The sequence below is a fragment of the Lutimonas sp. genome (assembly GCF_051011215.1).
In the GTDB taxonomy this organism is placed as follows: Bacteria; Bacteroidota; Bacteroidia; order Flavobacteriales; family Flavobacteriaceae; genus Lutimonas.
Genome location: NZ_JBPCUJ010000105.1, coordinates 38198 through 62703 on the forward strand (window position 1 = coordinate 38198; position 24506 = coordinate 62703).

26 protein-coding genes are annotated in these 24506 nt (G+C 37.0%); 14 read left to right on the plus strand and 12 right to left on the minus strand.

Annotation, left to right across the window (positions count from 1 at the left end; translation table 11 throughout):
* Positions 1 to 38 precede the first annotated feature (38 nt).
* Positions 39 to 2582 carry an alpha-amylase family glycosyl hydrolase gene (locus tag ACR2MV_RS09580; RefSeq protein WP_434021691.1) on the plus strand — a complete coding sequence of 848 codons (2544 nt, stop codon included), beginning with the start codon at positions 39 to 41 and terminating at the stop codon, positions 2580 to 2582.
* Positions 2583 to 2627: 45 nt separating this feature from the next.
* On the opposite strand, the gene ACR2MV_RS09585 is transcribed toward ACR2MV_RS09580, so the two are convergent.
* Complete coding sequence (locus tag ACR2MV_RS09585; protein WP_434021692.1) at positions 2628 to 3527, minus strand: pseudouridine synthase; 900 nt, start codon at positions 3525 to 3527, stop codon at positions 2628 to 2630.
* Positions 3528 to 3639: 112 nt separating this feature from the next.
* On the opposite strand from ACR2MV_RS09585, the gene ACR2MV_RS09590 reads away from it, so the two are divergent.
* Positions 3640 to 3789 (plus strand): hypothetical protein, encoded by a 150-nt coding sequence (locus ACR2MV_RS09590; RefSeq protein ID WP_434021693.1) that lies wholly within the window; start codon positions 3640 to 3642, stop codon positions 3787 to 3789.
* Between the two features lie 12 nt (positions 3790 to 3801).
* On the opposite strand, the gene ACR2MV_RS09595 is transcribed toward ACR2MV_RS09590, so the two are convergent.
* The 5 genes from ACR2MV_RS09595 to ACR2MV_RS09615 form a co-directional block, all read right to left on the minus strand.
* The gene (locus ACR2MV_RS09595) at positions 3802 to 4746 is read right to left on the minus strand and encodes a geranylgeranylglycerol-phosphate geranylgeranyltransferase (RefSeq protein ID WP_434021694.1); all 945 of its coding nucleotides are present in this window, start codon (positions 4744 to 4746) and stop codon (positions 3802 to 3804) included.
* Positions 4747 to 4758: 12 nt separating this feature from the next.
* Entirely contained in the window at positions 4759 to 5685 is a 927-nt protein-coding gene (locus ACR2MV_RS09600) for a mevalonate kinase family protein (protein WP_434021695.1), read from the minus strand.
* Positions 5686 to 5814: 129 nt separating this feature from the next.
* Complete coding sequence (locus tag ACR2MV_RS09605; RefSeq protein WP_434021696.1) at positions 5815 to 6900, minus strand: diphosphomevalonate/mevalonate 3,5-bisphosphate decarboxylase family protein; 1086 nt, start codon at positions 6898 to 6900, stop codon at positions 5815 to 5817.
* 34 nt (positions 6901 to 6934) lie between these two features.
* On the minus strand, positions 6935 to 7651 hold the full coding sequence (locus tag ACR2MV_RS09610; RefSeq protein ID WP_434021697.1) for a LytR/AlgR family response regulator transcription factor: 717 nt from the start codon (positions 7649 to 7651) through the stop codon (positions 6935 to 6937).
* 10 nt (positions 7652 to 7661) lie between these two features.
* The gene (locus ACR2MV_RS09615) at positions 7662 to 8729 is read right to left on the minus strand and encodes a sensor histidine kinase (RefSeq protein WP_434021698.1); all 1068 of its coding nucleotides are present in this window, start codon (positions 8727 to 8729) and stop codon (positions 7662 to 7664) included.
* A 194-nt stretch (positions 8730 to 8923) separates the two neighbouring features.
* Here ACR2MV_RS09615 and ACR2MV_RS09620 point away from each other — a divergent pair, with 194 nt between their 5' ends.
* The 9 genes from ACR2MV_RS09620 to arsB all read left to right on the plus strand — a co-directional run bounded on the left by ACR2MV_RS09620 (position 8924) and on the right by arsB (position 14103).
* Positions 8924 to 9274: a MotA/TolQ/ExbB proton channel family protein gene (locus tag ACR2MV_RS09620; RefSeq protein WP_434021699.1), complete on the plus strand. Its 351-nt coding sequence runs from the start codon at positions 8924 to 8926 to the stop codon at positions 9272 to 9274.
* Between the two features lie 73 nt (positions 9275 to 9347).
* Positions 9348 to 9584: a hypothetical protein gene (locus ACR2MV_RS09625; protein ID WP_434021700.1), complete on the plus strand. Its 237-nt coding sequence runs from the start codon at positions 9348 to 9350 to the stop codon at positions 9582 to 9584.
* 67 nt (positions 9585 to 9651) lie between these two features.
* Positions 9652 to 9984 (plus strand): ArsR/SmtB family transcription factor, encoded by a 333-nt coding sequence (locus ACR2MV_RS09630; RefSeq protein WP_434021701.1) that lies wholly within the window; start codon positions 9652 to 9654, stop codon positions 9982 to 9984.
* Positions 9985 to 9996: 12 nt separating this feature from the next.
* Positions 9997 to 10488 (plus strand): N-acetyltransferase family protein, encoded by a 492-nt coding sequence (locus ACR2MV_RS09635; protein WP_434021702.1) that lies wholly within the window; start codon positions 9997 to 9999, stop codon positions 10486 to 10488.
* 57 nt (positions 10489 to 10545) lie between these two features.
* Positions 10546 to 11025, plus strand: a complete 480-nt coding sequence (locus ACR2MV_RS09640; protein WP_434021703.1) for a DUF6428 family protein — start codon at positions 10546 to 10548, stop codon at positions 11023 to 11025.
* Positions 11026 to 11206: 181 nt separating this feature from the next.
* Positions 11207 to 11536 carry an ArsR/SmtB family transcription factor gene (locus tag ACR2MV_RS09645; RefSeq protein ID WP_434021704.1) on the plus strand — a complete coding sequence of 110 codons (330 nt, stop codon included), beginning with the start codon at positions 11207 to 11209 and terminating at the stop codon, positions 11534 to 11536.
* 14 nt (positions 11537 to 11550) lie between these two features.
* A complete protein-coding gene (locus ACR2MV_RS09650) occupies positions 11551 to 12438 on the plus strand; it encodes an arsenite methyltransferase (protein ID WP_434021705.1) in 888 nt (295 codons plus the stop codon).
* 16 nt (positions 12439 to 12454) lie between these two features.
* The gene (locus ACR2MV_RS09655; protein WP_434021706.1) at positions 12455 to 13072 is read left to right on the plus strand and encodes a low molecular weight phosphatase family protein; all 618 of its coding nucleotides are present in this window, start codon (positions 12455 to 12457) and stop codon (positions 13070 to 13072) included.
* Positions 13072 to 14103: an ACR3 family arsenite efflux transporter gene (gene arsB / locus ACR2MV_RS09660; protein ID WP_434021707.1), complete on the plus strand. Its 1032-nt coding sequence runs from the start codon at positions 13072 to 13074 to the stop codon at positions 14101 to 14103. Before ACR2MV_RS09655 ends, arsB begins: the two co-directional genes overlap by 1 nt.
* A gap of 27 nt (positions 14104 to 14130) precedes the next feature.
* Here arsB and ACR2MV_RS09665 read toward each other — a convergent pair whose 3' ends face one another.
* From ACR2MV_RS09665 to panC, 6 genes are read right to left on the minus strand one after another with little or no spacing between them, the layout of a single operon-like run.
* Positions 14131 to 15702, minus strand: coding sequence for a M20/M25/M40 family metallo-hydrolase (locus ACR2MV_RS09665; RefSeq protein ID WP_434021708.1), 1572 nt, complete (start codon positions 15700 to 15702; stop codon positions 14131 to 14133).
* Positions 15703 to 15737: 35 nt separating this feature from the next.
* Entirely contained in the window at positions 15738 to 16958 is a 1221-nt protein-coding gene (locus ACR2MV_RS09670) for an NAD(P)/FAD-dependent oxidoreductase (protein WP_434021709.1), read from the minus strand.
* Positions 16951 to 17868: a GYDIA family GHMP kinase gene (locus ACR2MV_RS09675; RefSeq protein ID WP_434021710.1), complete on the minus strand. Its 918-nt coding sequence runs from the start codon at positions 17866 to 17868 to the stop codon at positions 16951 to 16953. The genes ACR2MV_RS09670 and ACR2MV_RS09675 overlap by 8 nt, the downstream gene beginning before the upstream one ends.
* 33 nt (positions 17869 to 17901) lie before the next feature.
* Positions 17902 to 18873 (minus strand): lysylphosphatidylglycerol synthase transmembrane domain-containing protein, encoded by a 972-nt coding sequence (locus ACR2MV_RS09680; RefSeq protein ID WP_434021711.1) that lies wholly within the window; start codon positions 18871 to 18873, stop codon positions 17902 to 17904.
* 4 nt (positions 18874 to 18877) lie between these two features.
* Positions 18878 to 19228 carry an aspartate 1-decarboxylase gene (panD, locus tag ACR2MV_RS09685; RefSeq protein ID WP_434021712.1) on the minus strand — a complete coding sequence of 117 codons (351 nt, stop codon included), beginning with the start codon at positions 19226 to 19228 and terminating at the stop codon, positions 18878 to 18880.
* A 33-nt stretch (positions 19229 to 19261) separates the two neighbouring features.
* Positions 19262 to 20137, minus strand: a complete 876-nt coding sequence (panC, locus tag ACR2MV_RS09690) for a pantoate--beta-alanine ligase (RefSeq protein WP_434021713.1) — start codon at positions 20135 to 20137, stop codon at positions 19262 to 19264.
* Positions 20138 to 20206: 69 nt separating this feature from the next.
* On the opposite strand from panC, the gene ACR2MV_RS09695 reads away from it, so the two are divergent.
* From ACR2MV_RS09695 to glmS, 3 genes are all read left to right on the plus strand, one after another.
* Positions 20207 to 21016 (plus strand): glycogen/starch synthase, encoded by an 810-nt coding sequence (locus ACR2MV_RS09695; protein WP_434021714.1) that lies wholly within the window; start codon positions 20207 to 20209, stop codon positions 21014 to 21016.
* 28 nt (positions 21017 to 21044) lie between these two features.
* Complete coding sequence (locus ACR2MV_RS09700; protein ID WP_434021715.1) at positions 21045 to 22661, plus strand: DUF4270 domain-containing protein; 1617 nt, start codon at positions 21045 to 21047, stop codon at positions 22659 to 22661.
* A gap of 109 nt (positions 22662 to 22770) precedes the next feature.
* Positions 22771 to 24506: glutamine--fructose-6-phosphate transaminase (isomerizing) (gene glmS, locus ACR2MV_RS09705; RefSeq protein WP_434021716.1), on the plus strand; the 1736-nt coding region annotated here is incomplete at its 3' end.

Consider the following 24506-nt stretch of genomic DNA (forward strand, 5'->3'; position numbering starts at 1 on the left):
TTTAAACAGCCCTTTTTTTCCATTTAAAAACAGTTCATATGAGAAAACTTTTACTTTTTATTGTATTGATTTCTAATTCTATGTTGGCTCAGCAATTAGAGGTGACTTTTGATGTTAGTCCAGAGACCTTTGAAGAAGATGAGCTAATTACCATCACAGCATCAGATTTTAATCCGGCAGTTTGGGGAGTTACAGATGTTTATCTCTGGGCTTGGTCATCTGCTAACGGAGTACAAGAAGATGCGCCCAATAACGGGACCTGGTCAAGTTCTAATGAACTTCAGAAAATGACGAATAATGGAGATGGGACCTATTCGATTTCATTTATTCCAAAAGATTTTTACGACAGAACCGGACTTGAAAGCATCGGTTTTTTGGTAAAGGCAAAAAATGGAGAAGGAGATAAAAAATCTCAGGACAATGTAGTTTTAGTTGGGACCATTGAAGTTCCTCCCGTTACTGAAGCGCCAGTTCCGGCAGGTATGCTTGATGGGATCAACCTGGATCCTGATGACAATACAAAAGCCACTCTGGTTTTATATGCGCCACTGAAGGAATTTGTATATGTTATTGGGGATTTCAATAATTGGCAGAAGGATGCTGCTTATGTATTAAAAAAAGATAGTTCTAAAGATAGATTCTGGATTGAATTAAGTGGCTTAACACCTAAATTTGATCATACGTTTCAATATTTTGTCGATGGAAAAATCCGAGTGGCAGATCCGTATTCTACCACTATATTAGATGAATATAACGATCAATTTATTGATGATGTAACCTATCCTAATTTACCTGCTTATCCAACAGGGAGCACATCTCATGCAGTTTCATTGTTGCGAACAGGAGATGAGGATTTTGACTGGAAAAATAATAATTACAACCTTCCGGAAAAGACCAATTTGGTGATTTATGAATTATTGCCAAGAGATTTTGATGCATTGCATAGCTTTGATGCCATTAAAGCGAGGTTGGACTATTTAGAGACCTTGGGAATCAATGCGATTGAACTGATGCCGGTAAGTGAATTTGATGGCAATGAGTCATGGGGATATAATCCTTCATTTCATATGGCATTAGACAAATATTACGGGACTGCAGATGCTTTTAAACAGCTGATCGATGAATGTCATAAACGAAATATGGCGGTGATTTTAGATGTGGTTTACAACCATGCCACAGGTCAGCACCCTTACTACAGACTCTGGAATAATTCACAAGGCGGTTATGGAGGACAAGCTAGTGCTGACAGCCCTTTTTTCAACCAGGTTGCGACGCATTCGTACAGTGTTTTTAATGACTTTAACCATAGCAAGCAAGCCACAAAAGATTATGTAAAAAGAACCACTCAGTATTGGATCGATGAATACAGAATTGATGGCTTCAGATGGGATTTAACCAAAGGATTTACTCAGAACTGTACAGGAAGCGAGTCATGTACCAATGCATTGCAGGCTGATAGGGTAGCTGTTTTAAAAGAATACGCAGATTATCAATGGGCCGTAAATGATGATTTTTATGTCATTTTTGAACATTTAGGAACAAATACTGAAGAGACTCAATGGGTTGAATACAGGCTGGATGAAGGAAAAGGAATCATGATGTGGAGTAAACTAACAGATCCATATAACGAAAGCACCATGGGATTCCACGAAAGCGGTAAGTCAGATTTTTCATGGATAGATTATAAAAACAGAGGTTGGGATGTTCCGGCCAACGTCGCGTATATGGAAAGTCATGACGAAGAACGATTGATGTATAAAAATCTTGAATTCGGAAATTCAAGTGGAAGCTACAATGTGAAGGATCTTTCTACAGCCTTGGAACGTGAAAAGATAGCGGGAGCATTTTATTTTACGGTACCAGGACCAAGAATGATTTGGCAATTTGGAGAGCTGGGCTATGATTACAGTATTAACTATTGCCCAAATGGAACGATCAATAACGATTGCAGGGTTTCCAACAAACCGATTCGATGGGATTATTTTGACGATCCGGAGCGGAAAGCTGTTTATGATGTTTGGGCCGATTTGATCAAACTTAGAAAACAGGAAGATATTTTTACAACAAAGAATTTTACTGTGGATGCGAATGCAACGACAGGTTTGAAAAAAATCCAATTGACCAATGAGATCAATGGCGCAAGTTTGAAATATGTGAATGTAATCGGAAATTTTGGTGTTACCACTCAGAGTATAGATCCTGATTTTCAGGAAACGGGTGTTTGGTATGATTTGTTAAATGATAATGTTGAACTCAATGTGTCTAATGTGAATCAATTGATTTCATTGCAACCAGGAGAATTTAAGGTCTATGGCAGTAACCAGGTGGCATTACCGGTGCAGGAATATGATCCTTTAAGTGGATTGAATATTTATCCAAATCCAGCTCAAAACACGTTTAGAATCAATAAGAATGTTCAGAAAGTAGACATTTACGATCTAACAGGTAGGTTGGTAAGCTCTATTTCAGGTGATTTTTATCCTGATAAAGAATATGATGTGTCATTTTTAGAACCCTCCATCTATTTGCTCAAAATTAGTTCTGAGTTAGGAAGTAGCTCAAGAAGACTCATTGTTCAATAATTCAAAAAAAAGACTGCTGATAAGCAGTCTTTTTTTTAATGGATATCAGATCATTTTCAGATTATTCACTTCCTGTTCTGTGAGATGTCTCCAAACTCCTCGACCAAGATTTTTCTTAGTCAGTCCGGCAAATATAACACGATCCAGTTTGACCACTTTATATCCAAAATGTTCGAATATTCTTCGAACAATTCGGTTTCGTCCGGAATGAATTTCAATCCCTACTTCAAATTTCGGCTTGTTTTCTATATAAGAGACTTTATCTACAAATACCATTTTACCATCCAGTACAAAGTTCTCAGCAATCTTATGCAGATCCACCATCGATAGTTTTCGGTCTAAAGTCACATGATAAAGCTTTTTTACATTGTGCTTAGGGTGGGTCAGCTTCTTCGCCATTTCACCATCATTGGTAAATAATAATAAACCGGTCGTTTCTCTATCGAGTCTGCCTACCGGGTATATCCTTTCCTTTGTTGAACGATGGATCAATTCCATAACAGTTTTTCTGTTTCTTTCATCATTCATGGTAGTGATATAATTCTTAGGTTTGTTTAAAAGAACATAACGCTTTGCTTCCGGTGAGATCAGCACATCATCAAACCTTACTTCATCAGTAGGTTTTACTTTATAACCCATCTCAGTAATAATTTTACCATTGACGGTAGCACTTCCGGCACTTATATAGGTATCCGCCTCTCTTCGAGAACAAACACCTGAATTTGCAATGTATTTGTTCAATCGAATCTCATCCGATTCGGCTTTTTTTGCTGGTTTTGCTGGTCCTTTTTTAAATGATTTGATTTTTTCGGGATGTGGTCTGAAGTTTTTATCCTTTGATTTTCCCTTAAAAGATCCGGAAGTTCCATTTGATTTGCTTCCTTTAGACTTGTTGCCTGATCCTCGCTCCTGTCGTCCTCTCGACGAGTTGTTTTTTGCGGTCATTGATAAATTTTTTGCAAAAATACGAATTCATTTCAATAAGTTGTCGATTATGCGTCAATAACATCCAAGAAAAATGCGTATCTTATAGAAAATGAACTAAATAACGTTAGTTATGAAGAAAGTTAACATAGAAAAATCTAATACAGCCACGTTTTCCTGGTGGAGAAGTTTACTCCGATTGCTTTTCGTTTTTTTGGGATTCTTATCCCTTGGATTTATTTTGAATGGGAGTTATTTTGATAAAATCTTAAAGCAGTGGTAATTGAAGATATTCCTAGACCTTCAGTATTCGTTTGATGATAACTGAAGTATCTATCAGCATCAGGCTTAAAACACCGATCAAAATGATCAGTTTTATGGTATTGTGTAAAATCACATAGTCTTTTTTTGTTTTAGCTTTCCAGAGGAAAATGAGAAAGAGTATAAAGACAATTCCAACAAAATAAAAATAATACTTCATCAACCCGATTTCAGGATATTCCCATAAAAAATAAACAGGGTTCATCGTTAGAAAAATAAGTACCGTGATCAGCAGCTTTGTAAAATGCTCGCCATACTTTACGGGTATAGTTTGATAATTTTGAACAATGTCTCCCTTTATATTTTCAAGGTCCTTGAGCAATTCTCTGATCATCAGGACAAAAAACAAAAAGGCTGCATGCGTAAATATTATCTCTGAAAAATTCTTGTAATAAATAAAAATCGCAAAAAAGGGCAGAATGGATAGGATGGAGGCTGAGAATAAACCTGTAAGAGGATACTTTTTGAGTTTATGGGAATACAACCAGATCAAAAAGATATAAATAGAAAAAAACAAGGCCGCACGCCAGGAAACCAAAAACCCGAAACAAACCCCAATAAAATTTAGTAAAAAATAGATACGCAGTTTTATTTTCTGACTTACGATGCTATCTATTTTCGATTTGATGGGTTTGTTTATCAAATCTTTTTTGCTGTCATAAAAGTTATTGATGATATATCCTGAAGCAATCACACAGATAGTTGCAAGCACCAAAAAATATAAATCGAGGTTCAAGACCACATCCTTCAACGATTTTTCCGGAGAAAAAATAAAGATGGCAGCCAGGTACTGTGCCAGAACAATAATAGCAATGTTATAGCCCCTAACCACTGATAAAAGGCTTAAAAATTTAAAGAAAAGTGAGTATTGTTTTTTGGGCTTTGGTTTTTTTAACTGCCCTGTATCAGAATCAACCATGGTATTAAATGGTTAAAATCTATAAACTAATTCTAATTTATAATCTTCGAGTAATTTTTTGGTTTTCTGATAGTCTTCCGTAAAACCTAAAATATAGCCACCGCCTCCTGATCCGCAAAGTTTTAAATAATAATCGTTTGTTTCGATACCATTTTCCCATAGTTGATGGAAGGAATCAGGGATCATAGGTTTAAAGTGTTTTAAAACCACCTTTGACAATTTTTTCACATTTCCAAACAGAGACTTCACATTGCCATGTAAAAAATCATCAATACAATTGTCCGTATACCTTGCAAAGTCACGATCGATCATTTTTCTAAAACCTTCATTCTTCATCTTATTCATAAAGATGTTCACCATAGGTTGTGTTTCTCCGATCATTTCAGAATCCAACAAGAAAACAGCACCTTTTCCCTCCTTCTGAGAAGGAATACCTGTAGCTTCTAAATTGTCTTTGGACTTGATAAGAATCGGCAGACTCAAATAAGAGTTCAAAGGATCTAGGCCTGAACTTTTCCCATGGAAAAAGGATTCCATTTTTGAAAAAATGGATTTCAGTTTCAGTAATTTATCTCTGGTAAGGTTTTCTAAAACGGTTATTTTATCATCCGCATATTTGTCATAAATCGCAGCGACCAGTGCTCCAGAACTTCCTACCCCATAGCCCTGAGGTATGCTGGAGTTAAAATGCATGTTATTGTCTATATCAACTTTTAATTCGTCAAGACGTAAGCGAATATTAGGATCCTTTAGATCTGCCAGATACCTGTAAAATTCACGTAATTTTTGATTTGAGTCTTTGGCTTTTTCTGAACTATCCTCAGAAATTATCAAAGCACCTTGGTAAGAATTATAAGGGATCGCCAGACCTTTTGAGTCTTTTATAATGCCATATTCTCCAAACAAAAGGATTTTAGCGTAAAAAAGGGGGCCGTTCATTGCGTCCATTTAAAAATTCGTTACAAATATAAGAGAAAAATGCTTTAGTTACTTAACTGCTTGTCATATAAACGTCTGAATCCTAAAAAACGTGCCTTTAATTCGAAATTATTCAGTTCGTCCAGAACATTATAATTGTGAGGCGCCCATACCCACCTGATCCTGGATAAACTGATTGTTCTCACAAAATGGAGCAAGATCACTTGCGATAAAGGCTTCTACCAAATCTTTATCTTTTAAGGGATATAGAACGTGTACATTGGCTCCTGCATCCAGGGTAAAACAGATATGAGATCCTGAAGATCTTCTAAATGCCCAGATTTTTTCTATAATTTCAAGTGTGTTTGGTTTCATTAAAACAAAATAGGGGTCAGAGGTCATCATCATTGCATGTAATGACAAGGCTTCTTTTTCCACCACATCTATAAAATCCTCAAGATTCCCACTTTTGAGAATCTCAACCATACGAGACAGATTATTTTGTGCCTGTTCAAATCGAGCCTTTGCAAACGGGTGCCCAAGCATTAATTTATGACCAATAGTAGATGAGACCTGTTTAACTCCTTTGTCTACCAGTAGTATCGTATCCTGATAATCTCGAAAATTAGCATGCACAAGATTTGTAAAAGCTGTTCCATAAAGATCACTGCTTCCATGTATGTCTGGATGCTCCCCCCAAACCACCAACGGGCCGGTCAAACTTCGAGCAGCACTTCCCGATCCCAGACGGGCCAGAAAGGATGCTTTTTTAAAGAAATCCTCTTCAGAAATAGATGGATCTATTAACTTTTGAAGGCTCATCAAACAAAGTGATAATGCACTCATGCCACTGGCACTCGACGCGATCCCACTGCTATGAGGAAAGGAATTCTCTGTTTTTATATCAAAAGAATATGTTTTTAGAAAAGGAAGATAGGTGTCAACCCTCTTGAAAAATGCCGCTATTTTCGGCTCAAAATCAGGCGCTTTTTTACCATCTAAAAAAACCTGAAAATCATATTGATCCGAGGGAGTGGCTTTAGGTGAAAAATCAAGTCTTGTATTGCTGTGACAATTCGATAAGGTGAAACTGATAGAAGCATTTTTAGGAATCTGAGGATCTGTTTTCCCCCAATATTTTATAAGCGCAATATTGCTGGGACTTCTCCATGCCACACTTCCTGAAAGTGCTTTTTTACTCACGGGCATATGAAATATAAAATTTTTTTCGATCAAGATTTCTGAAATTTTGACAAAGATAATTTTTTAGTTATACATTATCTAATCTCTGCCTGACATCGTTTTTATAACTTCTACTAATCGGTATGGCCTTGTTTTGGATTTCAATGAATTCCTGGGTGTAAGAATCAATTTTATCAATCGATACAATAAAAGATCGGTGTACACGCAGAAATTCTTTGGCAGGTAATTTCGCTTCGATACTTGTAATGGTTTCCCGGGTCACGATGGATGTATTATTGACAAACAATTTCACATAATCCGCCAGGCTCTCTATGTATTGAAGATCGGCATAATTGATCTTCATCATTTTACGATTGGACCGTACAAAGAAAAAATCTGTTTTTTCGTTGGCAATATCCGAGGTGTCCTCAGGTCTGAATTCGATACTTTCGTTTTTGAATTTTTCAATAGACTGAACCAACCGTTCGAATGAAATTGGTTTTAGAAGATAGTCTACAGCCTTGAGATCAAAGCCATCAATAGCATATTCACGATAGGCCGTTGTAAAAATGACCTTTATGTTCTTATTGATTGATTTTGCAAAGGATAAGCCGGAAATTTCAGGCATATTGATGTCGAGAAAAATAAGATCAACTTCATGGGTATTTAGAAGGTTGAAAGCTTCTATGGCATTCTTGCACAAGCCGATAATTTCCACCGAATCAATCCTTTTCAGATGGTTTTCTAAAATTTCCCGAGCCATGGGCTCATCATCAACGATAATACAATGAATGGTCTTCCCCATTTTCTACAATTTAAATGTTATTGATAGTTAATTCAACCTGATACCAATCTGTTTTCGGAATAACCTGTAACTCGTATTGATCTGAAAATATCAGATCCAACCTTTTTCTAATATTCTCCAGACCTATACCCGGACTCGTTTCCTGATCTGAATCTGATTTAACCGTATTTTTTATGGAAAAATTCAAGCTATCCTTATTGAGTTTGATGTCGATAATTATCTGTAAAGAACCATCAATCAGGTTTCCATGTTTAAAAGCATTCTCCACAAAAGGGATGAACAACATAGGCGGTATTAGTTTCTCTTCGTTCCTGATATCAGAAGAGAAACTGATGTCAAGACTGTCTTGAAACCGGATCCTTTCTAAATCTATATATTCTTCTATATGAAGAATTTCTTCTTTTAAACTAACTTTTGGTTTATTGACCTGGTATAAGATATAATCCAATAGGTTCGAAAGTTTTAGGATGATTTCGGGGGTGTTTTTAGATTGCTTTAAGGCAAAACCATAAATAGTATTCAGGGTATTAAATAAGAAGTGAGGATGAATTTGCTTCTTCAGGTATTGCAATTCCTGATCTTTAATTTGTAATTGAGTTTCTAAAATTTTGTTTTGAAGCTCTTTATTTTTTGATTCAATTTGGAAGTTATGACTTAAAAGATTTACAAAACTCACCAACAATACTACTAAATAGACCAAAATGAGAACAAAAATATAATTTCGACTCATGGGTGGCATTCGATCGATGTTCAGGTTAGACAGGAAAAGCAGGCTTGCAAAAATGGTCATTAGAATAAGCCAGGTGGAGATAATCAGGGTATAAATACTGTAAAGTGTAAATAAAAAATACTTTTTGACCAATAAGTATTTTGGGATCAAAAAATAAACAACAAAGTATGTTGTAACCATGGTTACTGGCAATAGAAAGGCAGAAAACCAGGTGACAAAATTTGCATCGGTAGAATTGTAGTTAAAAAAATAGACATAGAAGAACCAAACTCCTACCCAGAATAACAGGTGAATCGGAATGAATTTAGAGTTGACATATTTTACAATATCCATGGCTGCAAGTTGCATAATTTATTTGAAATGATACTTTTATTCAGGCGAATTGCATTTTTAGCCGGTGATTCTACCACTTTACGCATAGATTTTGCATAATACCTCTTATTTTGGTCAAATCAGGTGGAAATTAGTCGGTCCGTCGCATATAAATTTTTTATTTGAACCTTTCAATTACATTTGCAGGTATAAATCTTAAATCAAACACTATGTTATTTGACCGATTGAACGAAGGAGGTCCATTCTTTATGTATCCTTTATTTCTAATTCTAATTCTTGTTATCATTTTAATTGTAAAAGCATTTTTACAGAAAGGATCGGTTGAAAAAACCATGAGTTTGATTAGCTCAATATCTCTGTTTGCCATTGTATGGGGTTTTTTAGGCCAAATTATTGGTTTGATTGGTGCTTTTGATGCTATTGAATCGATTGGTGAAGTATCCCCCGCCATGTTGGCAGCTGGCTTGAAGGTGGCTTTTCTAGCACCCGTTTTTGGGATGTTTACCTTTTTGGTAGGAAGGCTTGGAATTATCGTTCTGACCTGGATTAAAAAGGACTAATTCAAAATTTATTTACAATTAAAGGATATTCATTTTGTTTACAGAATGAATATCTTTGTTCAAAATTATCACGTTGGACAGAAAAATTAAATTGATCTGGGATTTTAGAGGTCCGGAAGCGTTAGAAATAGCAAAACATCATGTCGTTCACTTGGAAGAATTCTCCAATAAGGAGGATTTGTTTTTTTATGAGACAGATATTCAAGCTGTAAATGACATGTATTGTATGGCCTATATTACTGTAAGAGAGGTGAATATGATTGTATTTAGAGATGCATTGCACCCTCATCGAGGTGAAGTCGCTCCATAAATTTTCAAGAAGATTTTTTTTATAATAATATTCATCGTACATTTGCGATGAACAATTAACAAAGGAGATGAAAAGATCAGCCAAAGAATTCGAATATACAGAAGACACCATGGTTTTGTCAAAATTTGCCAAAGCCTTAGGACATCCTGCACGTATCATTATTTTAAAACACCTTAGTAATCAGAGTTGTTGTTTTACCGGAGATCTGTTAGATGTGTTGCCTTTAGCACAGTCAACAATCTCTCAACATCTGAAGGAGCTAAAGGAAGCAGGTCTGATAGATGGTGAAGTAAACCCTCCCAAGGTGAAATATTGCATCAACGATGCGAATTGGAAAAAGGCCCAGGGACTTTTTCAAATCTTGTTCAAAGAAGATTTCACAAGTATGAGCTGTTGCTAAAAAATAGTAGAAATGATTGAAATTCAACAAATGAAACCTGAAGACTGGTTGGAAGTTTCTGAGATCTACAGGCAAGGCATCGAAACGGATGTAGCGACTTTTGAAAAAAGCGTTCCACGCTGGGAGGAATGGGATAAAAACCATCTTGAGTCTTGCAGAATAGTTGCTAAGATAGATGGTTCGGTGGTTGGCTGGGCTGCCTTGTCACCAGTTTCATCTCGCTGTGTTTATGGTGGTGTAGCGGAAGTGAGCGTTTATGTGGCTACCAACCTTAGAGGCAAGAAAGTAGGCGCCATATTATTGAAAAACCTAATTGATCAAAGTGAAGTGCAAGGATATTGGTCCCTGCAATCTGGCATTTTTCCGGAGAATCTGGCCAGTATAAAATTGCATGAGAATCTGGGTTTTAGAAAAATAGGTTTTAGAGAACGAATTGGTCAACTGGACGGGGAATGGAAAGATAATGTCCTAATGGAAAAAAGAAGTAAAAAAACTGGGGTATAAAAAAATGAAAGTTCTATTTGGATCGATACCCTTTTGATAACAAGTAAATTAAAGATTATGAAAGTAAATGAATTTATGAAAGTATTAGAACAAAATAAGAATAAAGAATTAGTATTCTCGTATGCACAAGATAAATTGGTTGGTGCTAATTACCACCTGACGGAAGTGAAAAACGTACAGTTTGATACTACAGATTGCGGAGGAAAGACCAATTTCTGGGAAGAAACGCATTTCCAACTTTGGGAAAGCCCTAGTGAATTGGGCAAAAGAACGTATATGACTACTGATAAGATATTGTCGATTATCAAACGAGTGGATGGTATTAAACCCGTCAAAGTCGATACCGAATTAAAAATGGAATATGGCAATGATAGTTTTGCGACTTCAGTCATGCCTGTAGAACATATTACATTGCAAGAGAGTAGAGTGCTCGTGTCGCTTTTTGCCGAAGCAACGCGATGCAAGGCAAATGATGCATGCGGGATCCCGGAAGGTGCCGGCGCAGCACAAAAAGAGGAGGCAACTTGTTGTGCCTAATTGAGCATTCGCTGGGCCAAGATAAAAGAGCCTACAGATCTAGGATGATAAAGGCTTTTAGAGTTTATAAAATACCCCTAGATATTTTTAATTAGGGGTATTTTAAAATTTGATAATTGGCATAAATTTTCCTTGACGAATACAGACATTCATCGTAATATTGCAATTAAACGATTAAGATATGGGAGTAGCGAAAACCGACATCTTTACAGATCAACAAAATGAAATTTCATTGCTTGCTAAGGCCTTTGCAAGTCCTGCTCGAGTAGCGATTTTACAGCATCTTTTTAAGATTAATGCTTGTGTTTGCGGTGATCTGGTGGATGAAATTGGACTAGCTCAGGCCACGATATCACAGCACTTAAAGGAGCTGAAACACATAGGTCTGATCAAGGGAAGTATTGAAGGAACAAGTGTTTGCTATTGTATAGATCCTGAGAAATGGACCAAAATGAAAGAATTAATGTCAGCATTTTTAAATTCGGATCTTCACGAAACCAACTGCTGTTAACAAATATAGTTAGTATGAAAAAAGAAACAGAACTAAAAGGGATCGTCAGAGATCGATACGCGAAAATTGCAGATCAAGGTAAAGCTGAGAACGCATCTTCCTGTTGTGGAGCAACAGTTTCCTCTAACAAGATTTATAATATTATGATGGATGATTATACCGAAACTGACGGGTATAATGAACAGGCAGACTTGGGTCTTGGCTGTGGTCTTCCTACAAAGTTTGCTAAAATAAGTACCGGTGATACGGTGATCGATCTTGGATCTGGCGCAGGTAACGATTGTTTTGTGGCCAGACATGAAACAGGGGCCGAAGGAAAGGTGATCGGTATAGACTTTACACCTGAAATGATTCAAAAAGCACGGATCAATGTTGAAAAAATAGGTTTTAACAACGTTGAATTCAGAGAAGGAGATATCGATAATATGCCGGTGAATAATGATGTGGCCGATGTTATCGTCAGTAATTGTGTACTCAATCTGGTTCCCGATAAACCAAAGGTAATAGGTGAGATATTTAGGGTTCTCAAGCCAGGAGGACATTTCAGTATCGCAGATATCGTATTGGTAGGAAATCTGCCGCAAGCGCTTAAACAGGATGCCGAAATGTACGCAGGATGTGTAGCCGGAGCAATTCAAAAATCAGATTATCTAAATCTATTGGAGGAACAGGGGTTTCAAAATTTAAGATTGCAAAAAGAAAAGGCGATCACTATTCCTGATGATATCCTTGACAAATACTTATCTAAAAGTGAAATCAAGAATTTCAACAAATCAGGGATAGGAATTTTTAGTATAACCGTTTATGGTGAAAAGCCTCAAAGCAATCAACAAAAACCAAATCGTACACTTTCAGAATTGCAGGAAGCGTCTTCCTGTGACCATAAGAGTGGATGTTGTTAACCATTTAATCATAATTATGGCATTATTTACAGAACTGGATAAGTTCGTTTCAAAGCTCAATACGGAAGATATATCAGTTGAGAGAAAGCAAACGCTTCAAAAACTAATCGATTATGTTTCGGAAAAGTTAAGTTCAGAAGAAACGATCAATATCAATTTTATATGTACGCATAATTCAAGGAGAAGTCATTTATCTCAAGTATGGGCACAAGCCTTAAGTCACTATTTTAATGTGAAGAATGTGTACTGTTATTCCGGTGGAACGGAGGCTACAGCTCTGTTCCCAATGGTAGCCGAAACTTTGAAAAGTACAGGATTCGAGATTATAAATTTATCAACTGGAGAGAACCCTGTTTATAGCATTAAATATTCAGATGATCAACACCCTGTTATTGGATTTTCTAAAAAACTCGATGATGATTTTAATCCCAGTTCAAATTTTGCAGCTGTAATGACCTGCTCGCAGGCAGATGAAGGATGTCCTTTTGTTCCAGGTGCGGCGGCAAGAATACCCATCACTTTTGATGATCCAAAGGCATTTGATAATACGCCCATACAGGCTGCTAAGTACGCTGAAAGAAGTTTGCAAATTGCCACTGAAATGTTCTACGTTTTCTCTAAAATCCAATCCTAATGGCATCAAAAAAATTAAGCTTTTTAGACAGAAATCTGACCCTGTGGATTTTTGTAGCAATGGCAATCGGAGTGGCTCTTGGATACTATGTGCCAACTTTTCCTGACTTTGTGAATTCCTTCAGTTCTGGTACAACTAATATACCCATAGCAATCGGATTGATCTTAATGATGTATCCTCCTTTGGCAAAAGTCAAATATTCATTGCTTCCTAAAGTATTTAAAAACACGAAGATTCTTTCCATTTCTTTGTTGTTAAATTGGATCATCGGACCGGTATTAATGTTTTTTCTGGCAATTACTTTTCTCAGGGATTATCCAGAATATATGGTGGGCCTGATATTGATCGGTCTTGCACGTTGTATCGCTATGGTGTTGGTTTGGAATGACTTAGCAGATGGTAGCAGCGAATATGGAGCAGGCTTAGTGGCATTGAATAGTATTTTTCAGGTTTTTGCCTATAGTTTTTATGCCTGGATCTTTATTACCGTACTGCCTCCTTATTTTGGATTTGAAGGTGCTATTGTTGATATTTCCATTGGAACCATTGCAGAAAGTGTTGCTATTTATTTGGGGATCCCATTTTTGGCAGGGATATTAAGTCGGGTCATTTTGGTAAAATTAAAAGGTGAAAAATGGTACGATGAAAAGTTTATTCCAACCATTTCACCGTTGACCTTAATAGCTTTGTTGTTTACGATTGTGATCATGTTCTCGCTCAAGGGAGAATTGATCGTAGAAATTCCCATGGATGTAGTAATTATCGCCATACCCTTACTTATTTATTTTAGTCTGATGTTCATCATTGGTTTTTTCGTCACCAAAAGTGTTGGAGCCAAATACGATCAAACGGCAGCTGTGGCATTTACAGCAGCAGGAAATAATTTTGAATTGGCTATTGCTGTTGCGATAGCAGTTTTCGGATTAAACTCAGGACAGGCCTTTGCAGGTGTAATTGGTCCATTGGTAGAGGTGCCAGCCCTTATTTTGTTGGTGAAGGTTTCCTTTTGGTTAAAAAAGAAATATTTTTAATTCGACCTTATCAGAAAAGCCTCAACCTTATTGTTTTCTAGGCAATAATTCTGGCCGTTGTGCAATTTGATATACAAGACCGGCTAAAACGGTAGCATTGACCATCAAGTCCTTTTCCGGAACATATTCAAGTACATCCATATTCGTATGATGAGTAACAGAATTGTAGTTTAGCGGATCTTGAATAATCTGAAAAGCCGGGATATTATAATGGTTAAAAACATCGTGGTCTGTAAAATTAGTGTTTTCAATGGTTAAATGATTCACATCAAGATGAGCATAAGGGGTAAGATAAGCTTCAAAAATAGGCCGTATTGCTTCGTTACCTTGTAAGAAAACTCCCTTCATCATTCCTGCACCATTGTCCATATTCAAGTAGGCAGAAATCAGTTCCGATTCCTTTTTGAGTTTCTCATCATTGACCCCGCCTAGATGATTTTGCGCGTAAGCAAGGGAGCCTATATATCCTTGTTCTTCTCCTCCCCATAGACCGATTCTAATCGTCCTTTTCGGTTTTACACCTGAATGCTTTAGAATTCTCATAACTTCCATCATCACTGCCGTTCCAGCTCCATTATCTGTGGCTCCGGAAGAAGCATGCCAAGTATCAAAATGAGCGCCAATCATGACAATTTCATTCTTTAGTTTAGGGTCAGATCCTGTAATTTCTCCAATGATGTTTACGTTGTTTTTTGGTTCTAAATAGAGTTCTGAATCTAGTTCAAACTTTATGGAGGGTTGAACCCCTTTTTTAAGGAGTCGGCTAAGTCTTCCATAATCATCGACAGCAATGGCGAAATAAGGAATATTCTGTGTATCAGAACTTTTGAGGTTGTAGGTGCCGCTAGGATGCAAAATTCCTGGATGTAAATCTTTTGTCCCAAAGGCAGCAAGGGCACCTTCCTGATTCAAAAATTCAAAAAAGGGCCTTTCTTGTTTGAGGAAATTTTCGAAAAAGTCCATCATTTGAGGCAAGGTAAGATCGCCTGCCACATATCCCAAAGGGTCTTCAGGAATAGGCACTATTGAACCTTCCGCCTCTGTCAACCTATCTTCAGTATATCTTTCGCTCAATGGTTCAAGCAGTTTATGATTTCCTGATGAAGCTCCCTTTAGTTTGATATTATTATTCCCAATAAGAACTGTTTTTCCTTTTAATTTTCCAGACCATTTTTTTTTGACTTCTTCAAGATTATTTGAGTTTTCTATCAAAATAATTTCGGCTTGCTGTATACCTTTTGAATCCTCTGTCCAGGCATAAGGATAGGCCTCTATTTTTATATATGAAGGTTGGGTCACTTCAACGTTAAAAGATTTCAAATCCCAGCCCATGCAGTCATCGCAGTAGGGTTCCAATTCAACCTTGTCAACACCCCAGCTTTCAAGTTTTCCTTTGGTCCATTCCGCGGCTTTATAGTATTGATGAGTGCCGGTTAGGCGAGGACTGTAAGTGTCTGATAGTTCCTCAATGAGCTCATATACTTGTGATTTTTGAAAGCCTTCTGCATTGATCCTGGCCAAGGCATTTTCTTGAGCATACACCGAAGAAGTGAGGATTAAAAGACTAATAAAAAGGCGGAAAGGTTTGGGGAGTGTCATATGGTTTTTCCATAAATATAAGAAAAACGCTTGATTTATTGATCGGCTATGGCGCTGGCTGCCATATAAGCTCCGGTCCAGGCATTTTGAAAATTGAAGCCTCCAGTTAAGCCATCAATATTGAGCACTTCACCAGCGAAAAACAGACCACTATGAATCCGACTTTCAAAGCGCTTAAAATTAATTTCTTTTAGATCCACACCGCCGGCTGTTACAAATTCTTCTTTAAAGGTGGTTTTACCATGAGATTTGAATCTGCTTTTGCTGAGTTGCTCACACAAAGCTTCGAGTTGTTTATTCGAAATGTCAGACCAGTTTTGCGTTTCTTTTATATTCGATGACAAGACCATTTTAGCCCAGAGACGTTTTGAAATTTGTTCAAAACAAGACTTAAGAAGTACATTTTTTTTAGGGTTTTTTGATTTTTGCTTTTTCAATGACTCCAAAATTTCTTCTTGGGGTAGATTTAACCAATTAACTTCTACGCTGAAATGATAGTTTAATTTTGCCAGTTCAATTGCCGCTAGCGAAGACAGTTTAAGAATGCCAGGTCCGCTTAGACCCCAGTGAGTAATTAATAAAGGGCCAGTGCTTTCAAAGCGTCCATGTTCAATGCTAATTTGTGCATCAGGCACCGAAATACCTGGAATTTCATCGAGCAAAGGATCTTTAATATTAAACGTAAAAAGAGAGGGGACCGGCGTTACAATTGTATGCCCTAAACCCTTTATCATCTCCCAAATTCTGGTAGTACCACCAGAAGCAATTAGTAAGATATCAGACCTAAAACGCTTTGTTTTTGTTTCAATGCTAAAACCCTCTTCCAAAGCAGTGATTTGCTGAACATTTTGGTTCAAAAGTACGGTTACACCGGCTTTTTCGGCACTGTCAACAAAGCAATCAATGATGGTCTGAGATGAGTTTGATTCAGGAAACATTCTCATGTCTTCTTCAATTTTCAATTGAATTCCTTTTTGTTCAAACCATTCAATGGTATCTCCAGTCATAAACCTATGAAAGGGCCCCAGTAATTCTTTATGACCTCTGGGATAGTACTCAACAAGCTCCTTAGGGTCGAAGCAGGCATGGGTAACATTGCACCTTCCACCGCCGGAAACCTTAACTTTTTGTAATACTTTCCCACTCTTCTCTAAGATGGTAACCTTTAGTTCGGGGTTTGCTTCTGCCATATTGATCGCTGCGAAAAATCCTGCAGCTCCGCCTCCAATGATAATTACTTCCTTCGATTTATTCATGTTCTTTGATCATTGAAGCATAAGGCAGCACCGTACCAAAGCCTTTTTTCTTAAAGTATTCCATACTCGATTCATCACCGGCAGCAAGAATAAAATCTCCTCCCCAGGCGCCCAAACTTTTTGTTTGACCTTTGTAATCTGAAAAATATTTTTCCTGAATCGTCATTTGATTTAATACGGTTGAAATCAAATCTTCATGCTCTTTTACAGCATGATTGAAATCTGTCAGCGTATGCGCCAAAAGAATACGCTGTGTCAATTTCGAAATTCTTTGCACGGTATTTAGGTCCAGATGCCTCGTTTTGTAACTTTTTATACTTTCGCTGCTTACCTGCTTTTTGTTCAAATGAACAAAGTAGAGATGATTTTTAAAGGGAGGGTCAAATACGACCTTTTCTATAAAGGGAATTCCTTGTTTTAACTGGTATAAGATACTCTGATTATTTTGAGCGCAGGCAATATCATAACCACTTCCTCCGAAGCTTTCGAATAGCAGTTTAAAAGCATCAACTTCTGCCCATTGAGCAATATTATTAATTAAGGTAGATGAGCTTCCCAACCCCCAATTTCTGGGGAAATGTAATTTTGTAGTGACCTTTATTCCATGTGCCTGACCTAAAAAATCTGGATTTGATGCTTTGGCTTTCCTTAGAATTTTGACAAGGGTAGTCGCTACTTTTTCCTCCCCCTTGCTTTTAATAATTTCTAATTTGGGTAAATTAAAACTGGCTTCAAACCAGACGCTGTTATCTTCATTCAAACTCTTCCAGGATAAGACGTGATCCTGACCTACTTTTTCTACAAACAAATCTTGACCTTGAAGGGTGGGTAGTGCTAAACCCATAGCGCCATCAAGAATCAGGTATTCTCCGCTTATTAGTAATTTACCGTTGCTATAAAATTTTTGCATCTTGTTAATGAGCTCATTTTTTTTTTAAAGAAGTTAGTCTTCTTCTTTGTTGTAAATTGGAAGAATTAAAAACGACAGTCCTCCAAAAAACAATACCATCACTGTTTGAGCCGTCCACATAATCCAGCCAAAAGCGAGGGCAGGATTTTCGTCAATTCCGTATAAAGTTAGCGCGCTCGCAACAAAGATAGGGTAGGTGCCAAGTCCACCATTGGTCAAAGCCATACTTATTCCACCAACAACAAAACCCACAATGATTGCACCAAATGCCAAATGGGTTGTTTCTGGCAAGGCGAAGGTCACCGCATAAAACATCAAAACATACATGACCCAAATAAAGACTGTGTGAAATATAAAGGCCCACTTCTTTTTCATTTTAAAAATGCTCACAACACCTTGAATGAGTCCTTGGATAAATGTTCGAATTTTTAGTACTAAAGGGTTTTTTGATTTTCTCAAGAACCAGGCAAAACCCAGTCCAAAAATTGCCAATACGCCCAGAATATACCAAGTATAGCTTGTTCCAGTATCTTCTTTGCTAAAAAGATAGTCTGAAAGGAGTTCCGTTTGATAAACAAAAGCCAGCGCAATGATACTCAAAAGCATGATAGCATCTGCCACACGCTCCGATACTATGGTGCCAAAGGCTTTTTCAAAAGGAATGTGTTCATATTTTGCGACGGTGGTGGCCCTGGCAATCTCGCCAGCCCGAGGTACAATCAGATTCACCAGATAGGCTACAAGAACTGCCATCACATTATTGGCAAACTTAGGTTTGTATCCTAGAGGATCCAACATGAACTGCCATCGATAGGCTCTTGATAAATGACTGAGTATCCCTAAAAATAACGAGAGAACAACCCACCAGTAATTAGCGGTTTTGAATGAAGTCTTAATAGCTTCAATATCTGCAGGTTTCAGTTTCGAAAGAGAATACCAAATAAGAAACACACCCAAGGCAATCGGGAGTATGGTAAAAATGATCTTTTTAGAACTGAATTTCAAAAAATTATGTCAATGAATTATCCTTTTCATTTGGGAAAACAATTGAGGGCTTGAACACTTTTGCTTCTTCAAATTCAAGCATGGCATAGGCAATAATAATGATGATATCACCTTTTGCCACTTTTCTTGCAGCAGGTCCGTTCAAAATTATTTCACCACTTTTTCGCTTCCCTTTTATGGCATACGTTATAAACCTTTCACCATTATTAATGTTAACAATATGAACTTTTTCTCCTTCAATAATATTAGAAGCATCCATCAAATCTTCATCAATGGTGATGCTACCAATATAGTTCAAATCAGATCCTGTAATTTTTACACGATGTATTTTTGATTTTACAACTTCAATATTCATTTTTTGCTTAAAATTTTAACCGTGCAAAGTTACTCAATTTAAAGCTATATTGTCTATTAATCTGACTTCTCCGGCATAAACCGCAATAAACCCACGGTATTTTTTTTTAGGTATTATTTCAGTTGCCGGGATAAGTGACTCTGCATCAGCTACTTCAAAATATTCCAGTTCTAATTCTTTGTTTTGAATAAATTCATTTTTAACAAAACTTTTAACTCTGGCAAGATTGGAATTTTCAAAAAGTTTCTTGCTTTTCAACAAGGTTTGATAAATTTCCGGTGCTGCATGTCGTTGATCGTCATTGAGTCGGGTATTTCTCGAGCTCATGGCCAAGCCATTTTTTTCTCTGTAAATCTCAACGGGAACGATCGTTATTGGAATAGACTCTATGACAACCATCTTTTTTATGATCAATAATTGCTGGTAGTCCTTTTCACCAAAATAGGCCTTGTCTGCCCCAGTGATTAAAAATAACTTTTTCACAATGGTGGCTACACCATCAAAATGATCTTGCCGATGCAAGCCTTCCATTACCTCATCCAGCCCTTGAAAACTAAACTTTTCAGATCTTGTGTCACCCTCGTAAATTTCATCAATTGTCGGTGTAAAAACATAGTCACATCCCAAAGCTTGCAGTGCTTCCAGATCGTCTTCAATGGTTCTTGGATAATTTGTTAAATCTTCTTTTTTATCGAATTGGGTGGGGTTGACAAAAATACTGACAACGACTATATCGTTTTCTTTTTTGGCACGTTTAACAATAGAAAGATGCCCATGGTGAAGTGCTCCCATGGTGGGAACTAAACCTAAAGTTATTTTCTCACCTTTGAGGGATAATTTTTGCTGAAGAGATTTTATGGTTTTGAAAACCTCCATTTTGCTGTTAAATATTGTTAATTGGAGCTTCAAACTTAAGATTTTAATTCGAATTTCGCATATTATTTCGTAATTTTGCACCGATCCAAAATAGAATGATAAATGAAAGATAAGAGAATCCTTTATATTTCGTCTGAATTAACCCCCTATTTACCTGAAAATGAAGTGTCCAAAATGGCCTTCGAAGTTCCAAAAGAGATGCACCATCAAGGAGCTCAGATTAGGATGTTTATGCCGAGATTTGGAGTGATTAATGAGAGGAGACATCAGCTGCATGAGGTGATTAGACTATCTGGTATGAACTTGATTATCAATGATATGGATATGCCATTGATTATTAAGGTCGCTTCGCTTCCAAAAGAAAGAATGCAGGTCTATTTTATTGATAACGAAGAATATTTTAGAAGAAAAGCAGTTTTTACGGATAAAGAAGGAAAGCTTTTTTCTGATAATGACGAGAGAGCAATATTTTTTGCAAAGGGTGTGGTTGAAACAGTGAAAAAATTAAACTGGGCTCCTGATATTATTCATATTCATGGATGGATGGCGTCATTATTGCCCCTATATTTAAGAGAATATTACAAAAACGACCCGCTATTTGCTGAAAGTAAGATTGTAACATCTGCATTTAACTATGATAATTCGGGAGTTTTAGATGGAAAAGGTCTTATTGATAAAATTAAATTTGATCAGATATCTGAAGATAAGCTTGGATCATTTTCAAACGGAAGTGGTGATGATTTTGTAAAAGTTGCTATTGAAAATTCTGATGCTGTGATCAAAGGAAGTGAAGAATTAAATGAAGACCTTTCAAAAGTTATCAATGACCTTGATATCCCTGTACTCGACTACCAACCGATAGAAGGATTTACCGAAGCGTATTCCGACTTTTATCTCAATAAAGTTTTATAAGTATAGCTTTAACATTCAAGATTAATTTATGTCGTCTAAAAAATTTGCCATTTTTAGAAATATTGGTGTAGGAATCATATTTTTATTAGGAATAGTATCATGTGAAAAGGATCTCGAAGATATTGGCGTTGACCTTACCGGTCAAAGGCCTTTTAACGTAGGAGATACCATTTTGGAAGTAATCGCTTACCACAGGAATGTCGATTCTTCCAGAGTAGATAACAATGACTTAGAACGTATACCACTTTCACTTTTGGGTGTAAATACCAATGGTACCTTTGGAAGCCTTAAAAGCGACATGGTATCTCAGGTTTATTTACCCACTTTTGGTGCAGATTTTGGACAAAATGCCATTATTGATCGCGTGGTCTTAAACATCCCTTATTTTTCGACCAGAGATGGAGATCAGGATGCGGTAGACCCGATTTCGGGCTTGCCAATTGAAGATGAAGATGGAGATACGATTCAGGTACCGAATTTTATTCTTGATTCTGTTTATGGAAATCAGGATTTAGAGTTTAAGGTTTCAGTTTTTGAATTAGGAACTTTCTTAAATTCACTGGATCCGAATGATCCGACTCAGGCCATTCAATATTTTTCAGACAAGGAGTATGTGAAAAATGACTTGTTGCATGAAGATGCTTTTAAGCCAAATAGAAATGATACTGTTTTATACGTAGAAAGAAGGTATTTGGATGATGATCCGAACACTGTAGATGACATCGATACTATCATAGCACCAACTTCTGCACCTTCCATGAAGTTTGATTTGGACAAGCAATTTTTTAAAGATCGATTTGTTGATCATGATAACTTTTTCGATTTTGAAGACAATGCTGCTTTTGTACAGTATTTTAGAGGACTGTATGTGGATGCTGAAGGTTTTGATGGATCTCTAATCAATGTGCCTGCTTCCAATGCGACCATGACGATTTATTATACCAATGAGGAATTAAGAAACGAAGGTGAAGATGAAGATTTGAATAACAATGGCATTGAAGGGGAGACAGATGTTTATGTAAAGACCAAACAAGCGCAGATATACCCATTTGGAGGTGTTAGAACTGGTTATTATGAACGATCCTATGCAGGTTCAAAGGCCGAAGAGGTTTTGATGAATCCTGATACAGAGAGGGGAGAAATCAACTTGTATGTACAGGGTGCTGCCGGTTCTGAAGTGATCATTGAATTGTTTGATGAAGAAACTCTGGCATTTTTAAGGTCACAGAATCTGCTGATCAATGAAGCAAACCTAATGTTTTATGTTGATGGCGTCCAGGATGAGGTGCCCAATAAAATGTATCTCTACAAATACGATTTTAATTCTATGATCAGTGATTTGTATAACTTCAGATTCGGTCCAGTTATTTTTGGAGGAGAACTGGAGTACGACGAAGAAGGGAACCCTGACTATTATAAGTTTCGCATCACGGATTATATGACCAATATGATCAAAGGAGAAGAACCCGTCGCACTTTCCAGGCTTGCGCTTAAAAATGACGTGGAAACCGATGGACTGAATACCGGAGTACTTGATACGATAGTTCAGCAATGGAATTATATCCCAAAAGGTGTAGTATTACACGGAAATAGACCCGCCGATAACAATAAAAGGATAAAATTGGAAATATTTTATTCAGATTAATTGTTTAAATTCGTGAAAATTTAAGTCCTGACAATAAGGAGGAATTCTCAACCTCTATACTAAGTTGTTAGGATTTTCGTTTTGTTTAATATTTTAAGACTCAAATAAAATGTGCGGAATTACAGGTTATATAGGCTATCGTGACGCCTATCCTATTATCATGAATGGTTTGAAAAGGTTAGAGTATCGGGGCTATGACAGTGCCGGTGTAATGTTGTTTGATGGAAATCAAATAAATTTGGCCAAGACCAAAGGAAAAGTTTCGAGTTTAGAAGATAAAGTACAAAGTGAAATTTCAGAAGAAGGTATTATTGGGATTGGCCATACACGTTGGGCAACTCATGGTGTGCCAAATGACATAAATTCACATCCCCATACATCTCAATCAGGAAATTTGGTAATTGTTCATAACGGAATAATTGAAAATTATGACACGATCAAGCAGGAATTGATGAGTCGTGGATATCAGTTTCATAGTGATACAGATACCGAGGTCTTAATTAACCTGATTGAAGAGATTAAAACTCAGGAGAATGTAAAACTTGGGAAAGCGGTTCAAATTGCTTTAAATCAAGTGATCGGGGCCTATGCCATTGCTGTTTTTGACAAAGCCAAGCCAGACGAAATTGTCGTGGCTAAATTAGGGAGTCCGATAGCTATAGGAATTGGCAAGGATTTTGAAGAATTTTTTATTGCTTCTGACGCATCACCTTTTATTGAATATACCAAAGAGGCTATTTATCTGGAAGACGAAGAAATGGCGATTATCAAAAAAGGGCGCGATGTTAAGGTAAGAAAGATCAAGGATGATTCCTTGATCGATACGAATATTCAGGAATTGCAGATGAACCTGGAGCAGATTGAAAAGGGTGGTTATGAGCATTTTATGCTGAAGGAAATTCATGAACAACCAAGAGCCATTATTGATACTTTTAGAGGCCGAATGTTGGTCAATGAAGGTATTATAAAGCTTTCAGGTCTGGAGAATAATATGAAGAAGTTTTTGAATGCAGACAGGATTATTATTGTAGCCTGTGGTACTTCATGGCATGCAGGTCTGGTGGGTGAATATATTTTTGAGGAGTTTTCAAGGATACCCGTGGAAGTAGAATATGCCTCTGAATTCAGGTATAGAAACCCTGTTATTACGGAAAGAGATATCGTAATCGCTATTTCACAATCCGGAGAGACGGCAGATACCCTGGCAGCTATTAAACTGGCGAGATCTAAAGGTGCTTTTGTATTTGGAATTTGCAATGTGGTTGGATCTTCTATTGCCAGAGAAAATGATTCTGGTGCTTATACACATGCAGGACCGGAAATTGGTGTGGCATCCACAAAAGCGTTTACGACTCAGATCACGGTACTTTTGTTAATGGGATTAAGATTGGCCAGAGCCAAAGGAACCATGTCAAGTGCCGATTACAGAATGCATTTACAGGAATTAGAATTAATACCCAGCAAGGTAGAAAGGTTGTTAGGTATTGATGAGCAGGTGAAGCAAATCGCCAAAGAATACTTACTCTCAACAAATTGTTTGTATTTGGGTAGAGGGTTTAATTTCCCGGTAGCTCTCGAAGGAGCCTTAAAGCTCAAGGAGATATCATATATCCATGCGGAGGGATATCCGGCTGCTGAGATGAAGCACGGTCCTATTGCATTAATTGATGATAGAATGCCGGTAATCGTTATCGCGACGAATAAAGGACATTATGAAAAGGTAGTCAGTAATATTCAGGAGATAAAGTCAAGAAAGGCAAAAATTATTGCCATTGTAACGGAAGGAGATGTTACTGTGCGTGACATCGCAGATCATGTGATTGAAATACCTGAAACTGAGGAAGC